This is a genomic window from Gordonia bronchialis DSM 43247, assembly GCF_000024785.1.
GTDB classification, from domain to species: Bacteria; Actinomycetota; Actinomycetes; order Mycobacteriales; family Mycobacteriaceae; genus Gordonia; species Gordonia bronchialis.
In genome coordinates, this window is the sequence record NC_013441.1 from 4327792 (window position 1) to 4342611 (window position 14820).

Annotated in this window: 15 protein-coding genes, 2 pseudogenes and 1 riboswitch; of the genes and pseudogenes, 8 read left to right on the forward strand and 9 right to left on the reverse strand. The window is 66.9% G+C overall.

Going from position 1 to position 14820, the window contains the following annotated elements; genetic code table 11:
- Positions 1-40: 40 nt before the first annotated feature.
- A complete protein-coding gene (locus GBRO_RS27605) occupies positions 41-478 on the reverse strand; it encodes an HNH endonuclease signature motif containing protein (protein WP_321574001.1) in 438 nt (145 codons plus the stop codon).
- The gene (locus tag GBRO_RS20015) at positions 456-1613 is read right to left on the reverse strand and encodes a DUF222 domain-containing protein (RefSeq protein ID WP_321574002.1); all 1158 of its coding nucleotides are present in this window, start codon (positions 1611-1613) and stop codon (positions 456-458) included. The genes GBRO_RS27605 and GBRO_RS20015 overlap by 23 nt, the downstream gene beginning before the upstream one ends.
- Before the next feature lie 311 nt (positions 1614-1924).
- Here GBRO_RS20015 and GBRO_RS25475 point away from each other — a divergent pair.
- A pseudogene (locus GBRO_RS25475) lies at positions 1925-2155 on the forward strand (protein kinase domain-containing protein); the annotation flags it as partial.
- Positions 2156-2185: 30 nt separating this feature from the next.
- Here the strand turns inward: GBRO_RS25475 and GBRO_RS20020 are convergent.
- Positions 2186-2641 carry a hypothetical protein gene (locus GBRO_RS20020; RefSeq protein WP_012835701.1) on the reverse strand — a complete coding sequence of 152 codons (456 nt, stop codon included), beginning with the start codon at positions 2639-2641 and terminating at the stop codon, positions 2186-2188.
- A gap of 16 nt (positions 2642-2657) precedes the next feature.
- A pseudogene (locus GBRO_RS20025) lies at positions 2658-3928 on the reverse strand (aminotransferase class V-fold PLP-dependent enzyme).
- A 16-nt stretch (positions 3929-3944) separates the two neighbouring features.
- A riboswitch (SAM riboswitch) is annotated at positions 3945-4058 on the reverse strand.
- Between the two features lie 90 nt (positions 4059-4148).
- On the opposite strand from GBRO_RS20025, the gene GBRO_RS20030 reads away from it, so the two are divergent.
- Together GBRO_RS20030 and GBRO_RS26410 are read left to right on the forward strand one after the other, a co-directional pair.
- Positions 4149-5273, forward strand: coding sequence for an isochorismate synthase (locus tag GBRO_RS20030; protein WP_052298443.1), 1125 nt, complete (start codon positions 4149-4151; stop codon positions 5271-5273).
- 36 nt (positions 5274-5309) lie between these two features.
- The gene (locus tag GBRO_RS26410) at positions 5310-5459 is read left to right on the forward strand and encodes a hypothetical protein (protein WP_012835703.1); all 150 of its coding nucleotides are present in this window, start codon (positions 5310-5312) and stop codon (positions 5457-5459) included.
- A 12-nt stretch (positions 5460-5471) separates the two neighbouring features.
- On the opposite strand, the gene GBRO_RS20035 is transcribed toward GBRO_RS26410, so the two are convergent.
- Genes GBRO_RS20035 through GBRO_RS20045 form a run of 3 tightly spaced genes read right to left on the reverse strand, consistent with a single transcriptional unit; the run spans position 5472 to position 7590 of the window.
- A complete protein-coding gene (locus GBRO_RS20035; protein ID WP_041919997.1) occupies positions 5472-6698 on the reverse strand; it encodes an O-succinylhomoserine sulfhydrylase in 1227 nt (408 codons plus the stop codon).
- Positions 6683-7096 carry a rhodanese-like domain-containing protein gene (locus GBRO_RS20040; protein ID WP_012835705.1) on the reverse strand — a complete coding sequence of 138 codons (414 nt, stop codon included), beginning with the start codon at positions 7094-7096 and terminating at the stop codon, positions 6683-6685. Before GBRO_RS20040 ends, GBRO_RS20035 begins: the two co-directional genes overlap by 16 nt.
- Entirely contained in the window at positions 7093-7590 is a 498-nt protein-coding gene (locus GBRO_RS20045) for an Rv0361 family membrane protein (protein WP_012835706.1), read from the reverse strand. Before GBRO_RS20045 ends, GBRO_RS20040 begins: the two co-directional genes overlap by 4 nt.
- A gap of 85 nt (positions 7591-7675) precedes the next feature.
- On the opposite strand from GBRO_RS20045, the gene GBRO_RS20050 reads away from it, so the two are divergent.
- Positions 7676-8695 (forward strand): ABC transporter substrate-binding protein, encoded by a 1020-nt coding sequence (locus GBRO_RS20050; protein WP_012835707.1) that lies wholly within the window; start codon positions 7676-7678, stop codon positions 8693-8695.
- A 138-nt stretch (positions 8696-8833) separates the two neighbouring features.
- On the forward strand, positions 8834-10231 hold the full coding sequence (locus GBRO_RS20055; protein WP_012835708.1) for an FAD-dependent oxidoreductase: 1398 nt from the start codon (positions 8834-8836) through the stop codon (positions 10229-10231).
- A gap of 128 nt (positions 10232-10359) precedes the next feature.
- On the opposite strand, the gene GBRO_RS20060 is transcribed toward GBRO_RS20055, so the two are convergent.
- Positions 10360-10839 (reverse strand): hypothetical protein, encoded by a 480-nt coding sequence (locus tag GBRO_RS20060; RefSeq protein ID WP_012835709.1) that lies wholly within the window; start codon positions 10837-10839, stop codon positions 10360-10362.
- A 221-nt stretch (positions 10840-11060) separates the two neighbouring features.
- Here GBRO_RS20060 and GBRO_RS20065 point away from each other — a divergent pair, with 221 nt between their 5' ends.
- Genes GBRO_RS20065 through GBRO_RS20075 form a run of 3 tightly spaced genes read left to right on the forward strand, consistent with a single transcriptional unit; the run spans position 11061 to position 14081 of the window.
- Positions 11061-12065 carry a FecCD family ABC transporter permease gene (locus tag GBRO_RS20065; protein ID WP_085950379.1) on the forward strand — a complete coding sequence of 335 codons (1005 nt, stop codon included), beginning with the start codon at positions 11061-11063 and terminating at the stop codon, positions 12063-12065.
- Complete coding sequence (locus GBRO_RS20070) at positions 12062-13297, forward strand: FecCD family ABC transporter permease (protein WP_012835711.1); 1236 nt, start codon at positions 12062-12064, stop codon at positions 13295-13297. The genes GBRO_RS20065 and GBRO_RS20070 overlap by 4 nt, the downstream gene beginning before the upstream one ends.
- 10 nt (positions 13298-13307) lie before the next feature.
- A complete protein-coding gene (locus tag GBRO_RS20075; RefSeq protein ID WP_012835712.1) occupies positions 13308-14081 on the forward strand; it encodes an ABC transporter ATP-binding protein in 774 nt (257 codons plus the stop codon).
- Positions 14082-14160: 79 nt separating this feature from the next.
- Here the strand turns inward: GBRO_RS20075 and GBRO_RS24830 are convergent, their stop codons facing one another.
- Positions 14161-14793, reverse strand: coding sequence for a DUF1269 domain-containing protein (locus GBRO_RS24830; RefSeq protein WP_012835713.1), 633 nt, complete (start codon positions 14791-14793; stop codon positions 14161-14163).
- Positions 14794-14820 lie beyond the last annotated feature (27 nt).

Consider the following 14820-nt stretch of genomic DNA (forward strand, 5'->3'; position numbering starts at 1 on the left):
CCGCCCAGGCGAGGACCGACTCATCGTCGGTGCGGCCACGTCATTGGCTGGTGAGTCGGTAGAGTTCGGCGGCCAGGCGTGTTTCGACGACCGAGGACGGGGGGTGGATCGTCTCGGTGAGGTGTAGGCGCGCCGGTGGTGGTCCGTCGTCGGCGGGTGGGCCGTGGATCGCCTCGCGCGCGCGTCGCAGGTTGTGTTCATACAGCGTCACGATGTCGGGACGTGTGTTGAGTCGTTTCGGGTTCGGCGGTGCTCCCGGCCGGTTGTTGCGTCGCCACCAGGTGCGTCCGGCATGCGGGCCGTCGCGGTAGACCCCGGTGGTGAATTCCCCGACTGTGTGACCCACCTTGCGGTTGTGGAACGGACACGCCGGGGCGAGGTCGACGATGTCGGTGGTGCCGCCCTCGGCGTAGTCGAGGGCGGCGTGATGGATCTCCACATTGGTCGCCGGCTGATCACAACCAGGCGCTGAGCACACCTCCCCATCGGTGCGGGCCAGCGACGCCAACCGCTGCGCCAGGGTGGCCAGTCGTTTGCCGCGACCGAAGTACAGCGGAATCTCGGTGGCATCGGCGAAGATCGCCAGGTACGGCTGAATCTGCCCGGCCAGCCCGATCAACTCGGGGATGGGGATGACCGACCCGGTCGCGGTGGTCGCCAACCCCGACTTCCCGGATCAGATCCGCCAGGTTGGCCTTGATGATCAACGACACCGGCAACCCACGATGAGTCTTGCCCAACAGCCCGTCAGCGAACACCGCCGTCAACAGCGCGTTGAGCGCATCGTGGTTGCGTTGGGCCTGTGAACGCGAATCGCGGGCGGCGGCGGCCTTGACCTGTTCGATGTCGGCGTCGTCCTCACCACCCGAGGGTGAGTCCGGGTCGTCGGGGTTGTTCATCCCCGGTTTGGCCCACACCGCCAACATCATCTCCAGCAACGCACGCGTCTGCGGGTCCAGGTTGGCGGTCAGCTTCGACATCTTCTGCGCGTCCTGCCGATTGAGCCACAGATTGCGTCGCCGTGCCCGATCCTTCGCATCGGTCAGCTCACCGTCGGGGTCGAGATGGGCCAGTAGCCGCATCCCCAGCGTGGTCAACTCGGCCGGGGTGTGTTCACGCGCCAACTCCGCCAGCGTCTTCTCGGCGGCGACCTTACGGTCGTGCGGCAACCGGTGCGGGATCTTGTCCAAGATCTCGGCGACCTTACGCACATGCGCCGCCCCGACGGCACCTTCGGCAAACCCGGCAGCCAGCGTCGGATACTTGGGGTCGGACACCTCCCCGGACAGCTGGCGGAAACAGGCCGTCGCCTCCATCTGATCTGTGCGGCGGCCCGGATCCGACACCCGCAACGCCACATTCATGAAGTTCGTCAGACTGCGATAGCCCATTGCGCGGGGCACACCCCGATCCGAGAGAGCCACGATCTGCCGATCCCCCTCGAACAACATCCGGTTGATCAACTGCTCATGGGTACGCGCAACGTCCACCAACTCAGCATCGGTGCACTGCGACACGTCAGCGGCGGCAAGGCGATCGAGCACCCCACCGAGCTCGGCGAGCAACGCCGGAACCACCGACAACGACTGCTCGCCCGATGACTGCTCGTTCATGCTCACCCCCGGCCCCTCCGCCGTCTCTCGAATGCATGTTCGAGAGTATACAACTTCGGCCGGGTGCGCAACCAGTTCCGAAAGAAGGAGCTTCAGGTGGCGTGCTTCGCGTGAAACCTACTGCCCCACACATGATTTCGACCGGCCGACAGCGATCACCCCGTGAACTCGACTCTCGTTCGGTTGGGGCGCGGGTCAGGTCCACTGAGCCGGCTCCTGTGTGATCTTGTGCCCGGATTCGGGGCGCAAGATCACACGGAAACCGATTCGTCTGAACATGCGATGCCGGTCAGCCCGTCGCCTGCAATACGATCAGCTATCTCACATCGGTGACCCACCGAGACATCAAGCCCGCCAACATCATTGTGACGCGCGACCCGGATACCAACGAGATCGACCGTGTCGCGGTGCTGGATTTCGGGATCGCGAAACTCGCCAATGGCACCGACCTCACCGCCACCAACTCGCTGGTTAGAAGCCTCGCCTACCTTGCACCCGAGATCATCAATGCCCAGCCCGCGCGTCGATCGTCGGACGAGTACGCGTTCACCCTGGCTGTTGAGAGGAACCCCCTACGCCACCCGACGATCAACCTCACTGACGTACGGCAGAACCTGTTCGCGCACACGACGTTCGGAGGCCGAACCGTCGATAGGCACGATGATCACCGCGTCGGCGACCTCGGCGGCGTAGATGTCGCGGATCAGGGTGATGAGTCCGTGGGCAGTACCGATGTAACGGATGGTCTCCGATGCCGTCGGGTCCCGGTCGACGTCGGCATGTTCCACCGCCGCCCGCGCCGACGCGGGATGTGGTGCGATCGCAACTTCGATCTCCAGTGCCACAGCGAAATTCGCCGGGTCGTGGCTGCCGGCACGCAGCAGCGACCGGGCGCGCTGAGCGTCGCGGAGATGCTCGCGCCGGACGACGATCGGCAGCGTTCGGGCCACCGCGTCGCCGGCCACCGCGACGCGCAGCGCCGGCCGTCCGATGCTGACGGTCGCGCGAGAGTGTGTGGTGACGGTCATTGCGTTGTCCCTCTTGTCAGTTCGATCGGGTCAGTTCGATGAGTGCATCCAGCAGGCGGTCGATGTCGGCGGCGCAGCTACCCGCGCCGAAGCTGGCCCGTACGGCTCCTGCAGGATGCCCGAGGCGTTTGAGAAGTGGATGGGCACAGAACTTTCCGTCGCGCACACCGATTCCGTGGTAGTCGCTCAGGTACTCGGCGACCGCACGGGGTGCCACCCGTCGACGACGAAGCTCGCGATGCCGACCCGGTTGCGCACATCATCGAAGATGCGCAGTGGCGTCACCCCGTCGATGGCAGCCAGTCCGGCGTCGAGCCGTGCGCGCAGTTCCTCTTCGTGCAGTCCCAGAGCCTCCGGCCCGATCGCCGTCAGTGCGTCACAGGCCGCGGCAATCGAGATGGCGCCCAGCACATTCGGCGAACCGGCTTCGTGCCGGGCAGGCCCGGTGTGCCAGGTTGCGGTGACGCCACCCGCGGATACGTCGCGGGTGGCACCACCGCCGGCAAGGTACGGCGTTGCCGCGTCGAACCAGTCCGGACGCCCGATGAGCACGCCCGCACCGAACGGCGCGTAGGTCTTGTGACCGGAGAAGGCCAGGTAGTCGATGCCGTGGCTCACGACCGAGATCGGCTGATGCGCAACGAGTTGCGCCGCGTCGACGAGGATGCGTGCACCGTGGCGGTGGGCGATCGAGGCCAGACGGCCGATCGGCAGCACCTCGCCGGTCACATTCGATGCGGCGGTGACCGCCAGTAGCGCAGCCGGTTTCGACGCGAGCTCGGCGTCGAGAGCCGCCAGGGTGTCGGCGATGGAATCGCGCGCCTCGACGACCCGTCCCCGCACCTGCGACGCCGGGTTCACCGCGGTGGTCCACGGCAGCAGGTTGGCGTGATGCTCGATGTCGAGGACCACCACGTCGCCGGGGGTGATGTGGGCAGCCAGGTTGATGGCGTCGGTGGTGTTGCGGGTGAAGACGACGGTGTCGTCGGTGCGTCCGCGGACGAAGCGGCGGACGGTCTCGCGGGCCGACTCGTACCGCTCGGTGGTGACCTGCGAGAGGTAACCGGCGCCGCGGTGGACGCTGGCGTAATCGCCGAGCGATCGTGCGACCACGTCAGCCACCGCGGTCAACGCCGGGGCGCTGGCCGCGTAGTCGAGGTTGGTGTAGCGCACGGCATCGCCGGTGATCAGCGGAACGCAGGTATCGGCGCCGACGACGGGGGCGAGGGGAGCCCTAACAGCAGAACCGGCCTCGCGACCAGCAGAAACAGGGATGACAGCAGTCATGACGGTACTCCTAGTGATTCCACGCTTGCCGTATTCACTCCGAATACGGCCGGGTCGTCACCCGGAGCACCCCACCGCGGAGGAGGGTTGCCGACCAGCGAGCCGGGGCTTGTCACTGGCACTCATGACCCGCATCAAGATTCACCCATCGCGCCCGAGGGTGTCAATTTTCACTCAGCGTGAGTCAAAGTTAGGACACGCTTACCGGTAGCGTGTGGGTGTGTCCACGTCCGCAGCTGGCCCGAGCCCCGACGATGTTGCCGGGAGTGTCCCCGGGGATGTCTTCGTCCTCTCCCGTCCGCACGGTACGGTCCGCGCCCGTGGGGTGCGAGAGGTGTTCACCACCGCCGACGCCGCCTCCGACGCCCTGCGCGCAGGCCGCGTCACCGCCCTGACCGGCGCGATCGGCTTCGACGCCACCGAGACCGTGGCGCTAACCGCCCCCGAAGAGCTCACGTTTTCCGACGAGCCACTCGCCGGCCGAGCGCCGTTGCAGCAGCGCGTCGTGAGCACCACGTTCCGTCCCGACACCGCCGAACACCGCGACCGGGTTGCCCACGCGATCAAGCGGATCGCGGCCGGCGACGTCGACAAGGTGGTGCTGGCGCGGGCCGTCGACCTCGTCGTCGAACCGCGTGTCGATCCCGCCGAGATGCTCGGCGCACTGGCCGCCGGCAACTCCGAACACAACGCCTTCGGCGTCGACCTCGGCACCGGGGCGTGGTTACTCGGCGCGTCGCCGGAGTTGTTGTTGCGCAAGCGAGGTCGCGAGGTGACGTGCTATCCCTACGCCGGCTCCGCCCCGCGTCATCCCGACCCGGCCACCGACCGCGCAACCGCCGAGGCGCTGGCCCGCTCCGCCAAGGACCACACCGAACACGCCTTCGTCGTCGACTATCTCCGCGAACGCCTGGAAACCCTGTGCGACGACGTCGAGGCACCGCCCGAACCGCTGGTCCTCTCCACCGGGGAGGTGTGGCACCTCGCGACCCCGATCCGCGCGACCCTGCGCGATCCGCACGTCACCTCCCTCGACCTCGCGCTGCTGCTGGGCCCGACCCCCGCGGTGTGCGGTACGCCGAGCGAGGTGGCCGCGCAGATCATCACCGAGGTGGAGGGCGACCGCGGTTTCTACGCCGGCTCGGTCGGCTGGTGCGACGCCAACGGCGACGGCGAATGGATGGTCACCATCCGCTGTTTGCAACTCGAAGCCGACCGTCACCACCTGACCACCTGGGCCGGTGGAGGCATCATCGCCGACTCCGACCCGCAGGCCGAACTCGACGAGACCGCCGTCAAACTGCGGACCGTGCTGCACGCGTTGGGTGTCGACGACCTCGACTGATCGACCGCACAGTTCATCGCCGCTGACGGAACTCGTGTGCTGCTCTGGGAGCGACTGGAGAACTCGCTGAACTATCGGCTCATCGCCTGCGGCCCCGATGGCAGCGGCTGGACCCTCGACACCGAGAGGCTCGAACCCACCGCCTTCGGCGGCAAGGTCTACGTGGGCACTCGCCGCATACTCTGAAAACCTCGCGCCTCAACCCAACGCGCGGTCGAGATCCTCGAGCAGATCGTCGGTGCCCTCGAGCCCGACGGACAGCCGCACCACCGAGTCGGTGAGTCCGATCGATGCGCGACCCTCGGGCCCCATCGCGCGGTGGGTCGTGGTGGCCGGGTGGGTGATCAACGACTTGGAATCACCGAGATTGTTGGAGATGTCGATGACGTGCAGTCCGTTGAGTACCTCGAAGGCGCGCTTCTTGCCGTCGACGCCCCCGCGGTCGTTGAGCTCGAAGGTGACCACCGTGCCGCCCGACGACATCTGGGCGGTCGCGAGGTCGTACTGCGGATGTGATTGCAGGAACGGGTATTTCACCCAGCGGACGCGAGTGTCGGATTCCAGGAACTCGGCGATGCGCTGCGCTGAGGCGACCGAGGCGTCCAGGCGAAGCTGCATGGTCTCCAGCCCCTTCACCAGCGTCCAGGCGTTGAACGGGCTCATCGCGGGGCCGGTGTGGCGCATCAGGGTCTGCACCGGGCCGTCGATGTACTCCTTGGTGCCCAGCACCGCGCCGCCCATCACCCGGCCCTGGCCGTCGATGTGTTTGGTCGCCGAGTACACGATGACGTCGGCCCCAAGGTCCAGGCCACGCTGGCCGAGCGGAGTGGCGAAGACGTTGTCCAGCACCACCTTTGCGCCCGCGGCATGGGCGAGCTCGGACACCTTGGCGACGTCGACGAGAACCTGCATCGGGTTCGACGGCGTCTCGAAGAACACCGCGTCGGCCGGGGTGGCCAGCGCGCGCTCCCACTGGTCGAGATCCTCGCCGTCGACGAATTCGGTCTCGATCCCCCACCGCGGCAGGATCTCGTTGCAGACCACGAAGCACGAGCCGAACAGGCTGCGCGCGGCCACCAGGCGGTCGCCGGCCTTCAGCAGCGCGCCGAGCGCCACGAACACCGCCGCCATGCCGCTCGCGGTCGCGAAGCACGCCTCGGCGCCGTCGAGCAGGCGCAAGCGCTCCTGGAACATCTCGACGGTGGGATTTCCGTAGCGCGAGTAGACAAATCGCTCGTCCTCGCCGATGAAGGCCCGCTCGGCGGCCTCCGCCGAGTCGTACACGTATCCGCTCGTCAGGTACATGGCCTCCGACGTCTCGAAGAAGCCCGACCGCGCGAGCCCGCCCCGAACCGCCAGCGTCTGCGGCGAAACCCCCTCGGGCAGTTCGTAATCGTCGATTCCGTGTGTCACGACTGCCTCCATGGCAAGTTCTCGGCGCGCCAACCCGCACGCCCGCGGTGATCGTTCTCGTCGAGGGCGCCCTCGAAGCCGTCGAGGATGTTGTAGGCAGCCTTCACGCCGTCGGCGGTGGCGGCCTCGGCGGCTCCGATGGACCGGTGACCCGAGCGGCAGATGAAGATGACCTCGTCATCGTCGGAGATCCCGGCATCGCGCAGCTCGGCCACGAACGACTCATTGTGCGAGCCGTCGGGGAAAGTGTTCCATTCGACGAAGATCGTTCTCTTGCCGAGTATTTCGAGGTCGGGAACACCGACGAAGGACCACTCCGCGCGGGTCCGACAGTCCACCAGCACGGCCTTGGGATCGTTCTCCAGCTTCTCCCAGGCCTGTCGCGGGGTCAGATCTCCGGCATAGGTCACGAGGTGCACACCTTCCACTCGCCGTTCTCGCGCACCACGACCGTCGGCACAGTGTGCTTCTGATCGGATGAGTTCTTGAGATGCCAATGTACTTGTGCTTGCGCGCGATCGCCGTCGACGGTCAGGTCGGTGATGTCGATCTGGATCGGGTTGTCGCGCCGGTCGCGGTTCTGCTCGCTGAAGACCCGCTCGGTGATGAACGACGGCGATGCCAGATCCGCCGCGCACGTGTGCTCGCGGTAGGCGGTGTAGTCCGACGCGTTACGCGCGGTGTAGTGGTCGTTGATCGCGTACTGCACACGTGTCGAGTCGGTCACCCGCTCCTCCGCCGGCCGCAGTAGGTAGGAGAGCCCCAGCCCGACGACGGCGACCACGATCACGCCGAGCGCGACGAGAAACGGCCACGCGTCTTTCCACGACCGTGGCGCGGCGGGGGTACCGTCCGCATCGTCGCCGGAGCCACGTGCGGGTTTCCGGGTTCCACCTGCTGCCATGGCGCGCAGTCTATCGACCGTCTTCGGCACCTCCCGTCAGTAAGGTGAGCCTTAGAGACATTTGACCCCGACGATGAGGATTCCCATGCGCACCACCCGTCGCCCCTCGCGCCCACTGCCGGCACTGCTAGGGGCCGTTGTGATCGCCGGTCTTGTCGCCGCGTGTTCGCCGCCCGACGAAACCGACGAGGTCGGCCCGCAGGTGGCCCCGGAGGCCGGAGCGCTGCCGGTGACCCTGGAGCAGGTGTACGCGCCGGTCACGGTCGAGAACGGCACCGCGAGGATCGCGGCGATGGGTGTCGGCGACGCAGACACGCTGCTCGCGCTGGGGATCAAGCCGACGGCGATCGCCACCTTCGGCGACCCGAAGCAGACCACCTCACCGTGGAACGCCGAACTCATCGGCGACAGCTCACCCACCTACCTGCCGACCGTGTCCAGCGACTTCGGCACCGCGATCGACACCACGCTGGCCACCGACCCCGGCCTGATCACCGCGATCGGCGCGGACCCGTCGCGCGAGCAGTTCAACAGCCTGCGCAAGGTCGCCCCCACCGTGCTGCGACCCGCGCAGTTCTCCGCCTGGCAGGTCCCGTGGGAGGCACAGGCAACCCAGGTCGGCAAGGCGGTCGGTCTGCCGAAGGCGACGGCGGCCAAGATCGCCGAGACCAACGCGCTGCTGGCCGGGATCCGACGCGATCATCCGCAGTTCGCCGGCAAGACCGCCGTGGTGGTGACCGGGGCGCCCGACGGCACCGTGTCGATCTACAGCGGCGGCGACGGCCGCGGCCAGACCCTCGCCGGTTACGGCTTCACCTTCCCGCCCGCGTTGCAGCCGGCACTCACCAACGGGTTCTACGGATCGCTGTCGGCCGAGCGGCTCGACCTGCTGGATTCCGCCGACCTCGTCGTCGCCGTCGACTGGCAGGGCTCCAATGATCAGCTGCGGCGCAATGCCGCCTTCACCAGCCTCGATGTGGTTCGGTCCGGGCGCGTCGCCTACCTCGATCAAGAGGTCGGGACCGCGATGTCGGTGCCGACGGTCCTGACGATCCCATGGGTCGCCGGCAAGGCACTCGACCCGATCACGGCCTCGGTCCGCTGATCGGAGCAGCGCCAGAAGTGAGGTGAGCCTCACAGGTGATTTTGGTGCCAGGCCGTCAGCGCCTACCGTAGAAGGGATAGGCAGCATCGAGCCTGCACTTCAGACCGATCTATACAGCAGAGTCAGGGAAGCCACTCCATGAGCGACAACAGCCGCCCCTTGCGGGTTGCCATCGTCGGCGCAGGTCCGGCCGGGATCTACGCAGCGGATGCATTGATGAAATCGGACACCGCGAAAGATCGCGGCGTCAGCATCGATCTGTACGAGCGTATGCCGGCCCCGTTCGGGCTGATCCGTTACGGCGTGGCACCCGACCATCCGCGCATCAAGGGCATCATCACCGCGCTCCACAAGGTCCTCGACAAGCCGCAGGTCCGCCTGCTCGGCAATATCGACTACGGCACCGACATCACGCTCGAGGAACTCAAGGCGCACTACGACGCCATGATCTTCTCCACCGGCGCCACCGATGACCGCGCCCTCGACATCCCCGGCGTCGACCTCGATGGCAGCTATGGCGCAGCGCAGTTCGTGGCCTGGTACGACGGCCACCCGGACTTCCCGCGCACCTGGCCGCTCGACGCCGAGAAGGTCGCCGTGATCGGCGTCGGCAACGTCGCACTCGACGTCGCCCGCGTGCTCGCCAAGACCGGCGACGAACTGCTGCCGACCGAGATCCCGGCGAACGTCTACGAGGGACTCAAGGCCAACAAGGCCGTCGAGGTCCACGTCTTCGGCCGCCGCGGACCGGCGCAGGCCAAGTTCACGCCGCTCGAGCTCAAGGAACTCGACCACTCCCCCAACATCGAGGTCGTCGTCAACCCCGAGGACATCGACTACGACGAGGGATCGGCCGTGGCCCGACGCGGTTCCAAGATCACCGACCAGGTCGCCACGATCATCGAGAACTACGCGATCCGCGACCCCAAGCAGGGCGCCATCCACAAGCTCTTCCTGCACTTCTTCGAGAATCCCGTGGAGATCCTCGGCGAGAACGGCAAGGTCGTCGGCCTGCGCACCGAGCGCACCCAGCTCGACGGCACCGGCAACGTCAAGCCGACCGGCAAGACCACCGACTGGGAACTCGGCGCCGTCTACCGCGCCGTCGGCTACCTGTCGGACAACCTGCCGCAGATTCCGTTCGACAGCCAGGCCGGCGTCATCCCGAACGAGGCCGGACGCGTCTTCGACGAGGGTGAACACCTCACCGGCGTCTACACCACCGGCTGGGTCAAGCGCGGTCCGGTGGGCCTCATCGGCCACACCAAGGGCGACGCCAACGAGACAGTCGACTGCATCCTCGAGGACATGGCCAACGACGCCCTTCTCAAACCGGCGCATCCATCCGAGGACGCCGTCATCGAGCTGCTCGAATCCAAGAGCATCCCGTTCACCACCTGGGACGGCTGGTACCGCCTCGACGAGCACGAGCGCGCACTCGGCGCGGCCGAGGGACGCGAGCGCGTCAAGGTGGTCGAGCGTGAGGACATGCTCGCCGCCTCCGAGCCGGACAAGGTGTCGCGACCGACGGCTTAGTGGTTGCGGTGGGGACCACGTAGACAGCAAAGAGCGGCGACCGGACATCTCCAGGTCGCCGCTCTCTTCGGCTGCGCCGGACGGTGTCAGCAGGGGCGTCCTCCCTGCCGGCCCGCCGGGCGCGATGGTCAGTTACCCGTGTTGTTGCCCTGGGGAGGGTTGTCGGCTCGACGCCAGTTCTGCCAGTAGCCGAAGTTGTTGGTCAGGTTCTCGGCCTCGGCGCCGATCGTGTAGCCGGTGATGGAACTCGGCCAGCAGCCGGTCCAGCGGGTCTCGATCGGGCGGACCCAGCGGTTCTCGCGGGCACTCCACTTGGACATCGTCTGTCCCGGCTTGAGTTCCTTGATGAACACGGATCGGCCGTTGATCTCCTGCAGGGTGACGTTGTGCATGGTGCTGCCGCCGACGTTGCGCACCGTCATGTAGCGGTACATGTACCAGGCCTTGTTCCACGGCTGGCCCCACTGCCCGAAGTGGCACTCGACGTTGCCCTGGATCTGCAGGTCGCCGGGAGCCGCGGCCTGCGATGGTGCCGTCCCCGCGACCGTTCCGGCCGCGATGCCCGCGGCAACCAGAACCGCGGTGGTTGCTCGTTTGAGAACGCTCATTCGATGTGCCTTCCTTGATTCTCTGTCGCTTCTCGAACTTTCGAGGGTGTACCGGGACTATCGACCAACACTTGGCGAAGTGTTACGCACTCCACAGCACAATCCCAGGAAACCAGATCATTCGTTATGCAAACTTCATGCGCCGGCGCCACACCGAGGTGACAACACGACGGTTGGTAAGGTGACCCTATGTGCGCCGACTTGCGGGAATTCCCCTGCTCATGGCCGTCTTGGCGCTGCTGCTGTGCGGTTCGGTCGCCATCGGCACCCTGGAGGCACCGTTTGACGACGTCTGGGCCAGCTTCACATCCGGGTGCTCGCAGATCTGGGCGGCACTGACCGATCTGCGCATGCCTGCGGTGACACGTGAATCCCGCCTGGACGGCATCGTCTGGGATCAGCCCGTCCCGCGGACCCTGCTCGGTCTGTTCGTCGGACTCGCCGTCGGTGCCGCCGGCGCCATCACCCAGGGGCACACCCGCAACCCGATCGCCGATCCCGGCATGCTCGGCGTCAACGCGGGTGCCGCCTGCGCGGTGGTCGGCGGCATCTATCTCCTCGGCATCCAGAGCCCCATCGCGTTCACCTTCTTCGGGTTGATCGGCGCGATCATCGCCGCGTCGGCCGTCTTCGGATTGTCGGCGCTGAGCGGTGCGAGTCCGTTGACCCTGGTCCTGGCCGGTACCGGACTGACCGCGACGCTCACGGCGGTCACGTCGGCGATCGTGCTGGTCGACTCCAACTCGCTCGACGCCTGGCGGTTCTGGAGTGTCGGTTCCACCGCCGGACGCGGCTTCGACGTGTTCTGGGCCAGTCTTCCGTTCATCGTCGTCGGACTCGTCCTGGCGCTGGCCAGCGGCTTCTTCCTGAACGTGTTGAGCCTGGGCGACGACATGACCAAGGCGCTCGGATCGCGGGTGGCGATCATCCGGGTGGTCGGCATCGTGGCGATCACCTTGCTCATCGGTGCGGCTACCGCGGCGTGCGGCCCGATCGTGTTCCTCGGACTCGTCACCCCGCACATCGCGCGGGTCTTCACCGGCTCCGACTACCGCTGGATCATTCCCTATTCCGCGCTGCTCGGCGCCATCCTGCTGGTCGGCTGCGACATCCTCGGACGCGTGATTGCCCGCCCCGGCGAGGTGCAGGTGGGCGTGATGCTCGCCTTCATCGGCGCACCCTTCCTCATGTACATGGTCCGCAAACAGAAGTTGTCGAGCGTATGAGCACCAAACGCCTGGCGGCGTCGCGCACGATCAGTGGCCGGCGGATCGAGGTCTCGTGGCTGCTACGTCCCCGCATGCTGCTGGTCTGCGCCGGGGCCGCCGTACTGGTCCTGCTGCTGTTCCTCATCAACATCGGTACGAGTGACTACCCGCTGACCCCGATCGATGTCATCCGTATCCTCCTCGGCGGCGGACGCCGGGTGGAGAACGTGGTGGTCTTCGACGTCGCGCTGCCCCGGGCACTGGTCGCGCTCCTCGTCGGATTCGGACTCGGCCTGTGCGGCGCGCTGACCCAGTTGATCGCGCAGAACCCGCTGGCCACCCCTGACATCCTCGGCATCACCGCGGGTGCGAGCGCGGCCGCGGTGGCCGCAATCGCCTTCGCCACCAGTTGGGGCGCGGTCTTCGCCGACATCGGGGTGCCGACCTCGGCGCTCATCGGTGCGCTGGCGACCGCACTGGTGATGTATCTCCTGGCGTGGCCGGGCCGCAAAGGTGGCGCCGGCGGGCTGTCCACCCGGGGAGTCAACCCGTTCCGGTTGGTGCTCATCGGTGTCGGCATGACGTGGATGCTGCAGGCCGCGACGAGCTTCCTGCTCACCCGGGCCGAGATCAACGACGTCGCGCGCGCCCAGGTGTGGCTCGTCGGCTCGGTCTCCAACGCGACGTGGTCCAAGGTGTGGCCGGTGGCCGGTGGGGTGGCCGTGGCGATCGTCGTCGTGATCGCACTCTCCCGGCAGATCGATGCGCTGAGCCTCGGACCCGATCTCGCGCGCGGCCTGGGGATCCGCACCGGGGCCGTCTCGACGGTCGTGCTGCTGCTGGCCGTCGTCGTCAGCGCGTTGTCGGTGTCGGCGGCCGGGCCGATTGCCTTCGTCGCCCTGCTCGCCCCGCAGATCGCGATGCGCGTCACGGGGTCGGCGATACCCACCCCGCTCGCGTCGGGTCTGCTGGGCTCGATGCTCGTCGTCGGCGGCGATCTGCTGTGCCGCTCGGGCCTGCCCGACGTGATCCCGTGGTTCGGCGACATCGGCTCCGCCGGAGTTGCGGTGCTGTCCCTGCTCGCCGTCGTCGGCGGTCCGGTGATGATGGTCGCGGTCCTCGTGGCGCCGCTGCTCGCCGGGGCCGCCGACATGCTCAACGGTCTTCCGGTTGGCATCGTCACCGCCGCGCTCGGCGGCCCGTTCCTCATCTACCTGATGGTCACCATGTCCCGAAAGGCCACCGCATGAAAGGCATCACATGAGCCGCCTCGTCGCCGAGGGCCTGTCCGTCGGATACGACGATCGGATCGTCATCGCCGACCTCGATCTCGCCATTCCCGACCATCAGATCACGACCCTCATCGGCCCCAACGGATGCGGAAAGTCCACGCTGCTGCGCTGTTTGGCCAGATTGCTGCCGCCCCGCGCGGGCACCGTCCTTCTCGACGGCGTCGACATCAATCACGAGAAGCCCAAGAAGGTGGCGCGCACGCTGGCGATCCTGCCCCAGAACCCGGTTGCCCCAGACGGTTTGACGGTCACCGATCTGGTTCGACGCGGCCGGCATCCGCATCAGCGGTGGTATCAGCAGGCCTCCGACGCCGACGAGGCCGCCGTTCGCGAGGCGATGGAGCTGACCAACACCCTCGATCTCGCCGACCGTACGCTCGATGCACTCTCCGGCGGTCAGCGGCAGCGCGTGTGGATCGCACTCACCCTGGCCCAGGGCACCGACCTTCTGCTCCTCGACGAGCCGACGACCTATCTGGACCTCGCCCATTCAGTCGACATCCTCGATCTCGTAGCCCGGCTCAAACGCGAACACGGCAAGACCGTCGTCATGGTGCTCCATGATCTGAATCTCGCTGCGCGCTACTCGGATTCGCTGATGGTGATGAAGAACGGGACGATCGTCACCCAGGGCGACCCGACCGACATCATCGACGCCGGTCTCTTGTCGGACGCCTTCGGCCTGCGCGCACATGTGATGACGGACCCGGTCTCGGGTGGACCGTTGATCGTGCCGCTGTAGCCGTGATCGGTTGAGCAAGACGACGATCGGGCCGGACCGATGTTGGCCCGACCCGATCTGTCGCACAGCGATCTTCGTCTTACGGTGTGTTCCACCACGTCCAGAACGCGCGGACAGTCTCGCCCCGCTTGCTGCCCTTGCCGCAGTTGCCGTAGCCCATGTTGGCACCGACGACCGCGCCGATACCGGCACCGAGAATCCAGCCGACGATGAAGAACAGGCCGATGAGGCCGCCGATCACCGCACCGGCGATCACGGTGGGAGCGGCGCAACTCCAGTTGTTGTTCGCCTTGGCGACCATGTCGTTGTAGGCCTGCGCCTTGGTCAGACGCTGCTTCTTCTTCGCCACGTTGTGCCGGGCGACCTGCGGAACCAGCTCCACCGAGGTGCCCTCGGCCGACACCTTCGCCGTCATCGGCACCACCCGGTCGGCGGCCTTGACGTGGCGCAGGTCGATGCGCTCGGTCGTCACGCCCGACGCGTCGACGACCCGCAGCACGTCACCGGTCCGGGCGAAAACGCTTCCGTCGGTGAGCTTTACCAGAATGGTCCCGTAGTCGGCCCCGACCAGCGAGACCTTCGCGACACCCGCATCGAGTGCCGGGCGTGATGTGGTGTCAGCCGGTGCCGCATAAGCGGTCCCAGTAGGAATCACCAGTAGCGCAATCACACCCGCCGCGAGCAAACCCAGAATCGAAGCGAAACGCTTCATGTTTTCCCCTTCCCATGACCTGCAGCC

Bases quoted from the DNA above. Each gene is read 5' to 3' on its own strand.
- GBRO_RS20015 (WP_321574002.1), bottom strand. From the start codon at position 1,613: ATGAACGAGCAGTCATCGGGCGAGCAGTCGTTGTCGGTGGTTCCGGCG.
- GBRO_RS20020 (WP_012835701.1), bottom strand. From the start codon at position 2,641: ATGACCGTCACCACACACTCTCGCGCGACCGTCAGCATCGGACGGCCG.
- GBRO_RS20035 (WP_041919997.1), bottom strand. From the start codon at position 6,698: ATGGAGGCAGTCGTGACACACGGAATCGACGATTACGAACTGCCCGAG.
- GBRO_RS20045 (WP_012835706.1), bottom strand. From the start codon at position 7,590: ATGGCAGCAGGTGGAACCCGGAAACCCGCACGTGGCTCCGGCGACGAT.
- GBRO_RS20050 (WP_012835707.1), top strand. From the start codon at position 7,676: ATGCGCACCACCCGTCGCCCCTCGCGCCCACTGCCGGCACTGCTAGGG.
- GBRO_RS20055 (WP_012835708.1), top strand. From the start codon at position 8,834: ATGAGCGACAACAGCCGCCCCTTGCGGGTTGCCATCGTCGGCGCAGGT.
- GBRO_RS20060 (WP_012835709.1), bottom strand. From the start codon at position 10,839: ATGAGCGTTCTCAAACGAGCAACCACCGCGGTTCTGGTTGCCGCGGGC.
- GBRO_RS20065 (WP_085950379.1), top strand. From the start codon at position 11,061: ATGGCCGTCTTGGCGCTGCTGCTGTGCGGTTCGGTCGCCATCGGCACC.
- GBRO_RS20070 (WP_012835711.1), top strand. From the start codon at position 12,062: ATGAGCACCAAACGCCTGGCGGCGTCGCGCACGATCAGTGGCCGGCGG.
- GBRO_RS20075 (WP_012835712.1), top strand. From the start codon at position 13,308: ATGAGCCGCCTCGTCGCCGAGGGCCTGTCCGTCGGATACGACGATCGG.
- GBRO_RS24830 (WP_012835713.1), bottom strand. From the start codon at position 14,793: ATGAAGCGTTTCGCTTCGATTCTGGGTTTGCTCGCGGCGGGTGTGATT.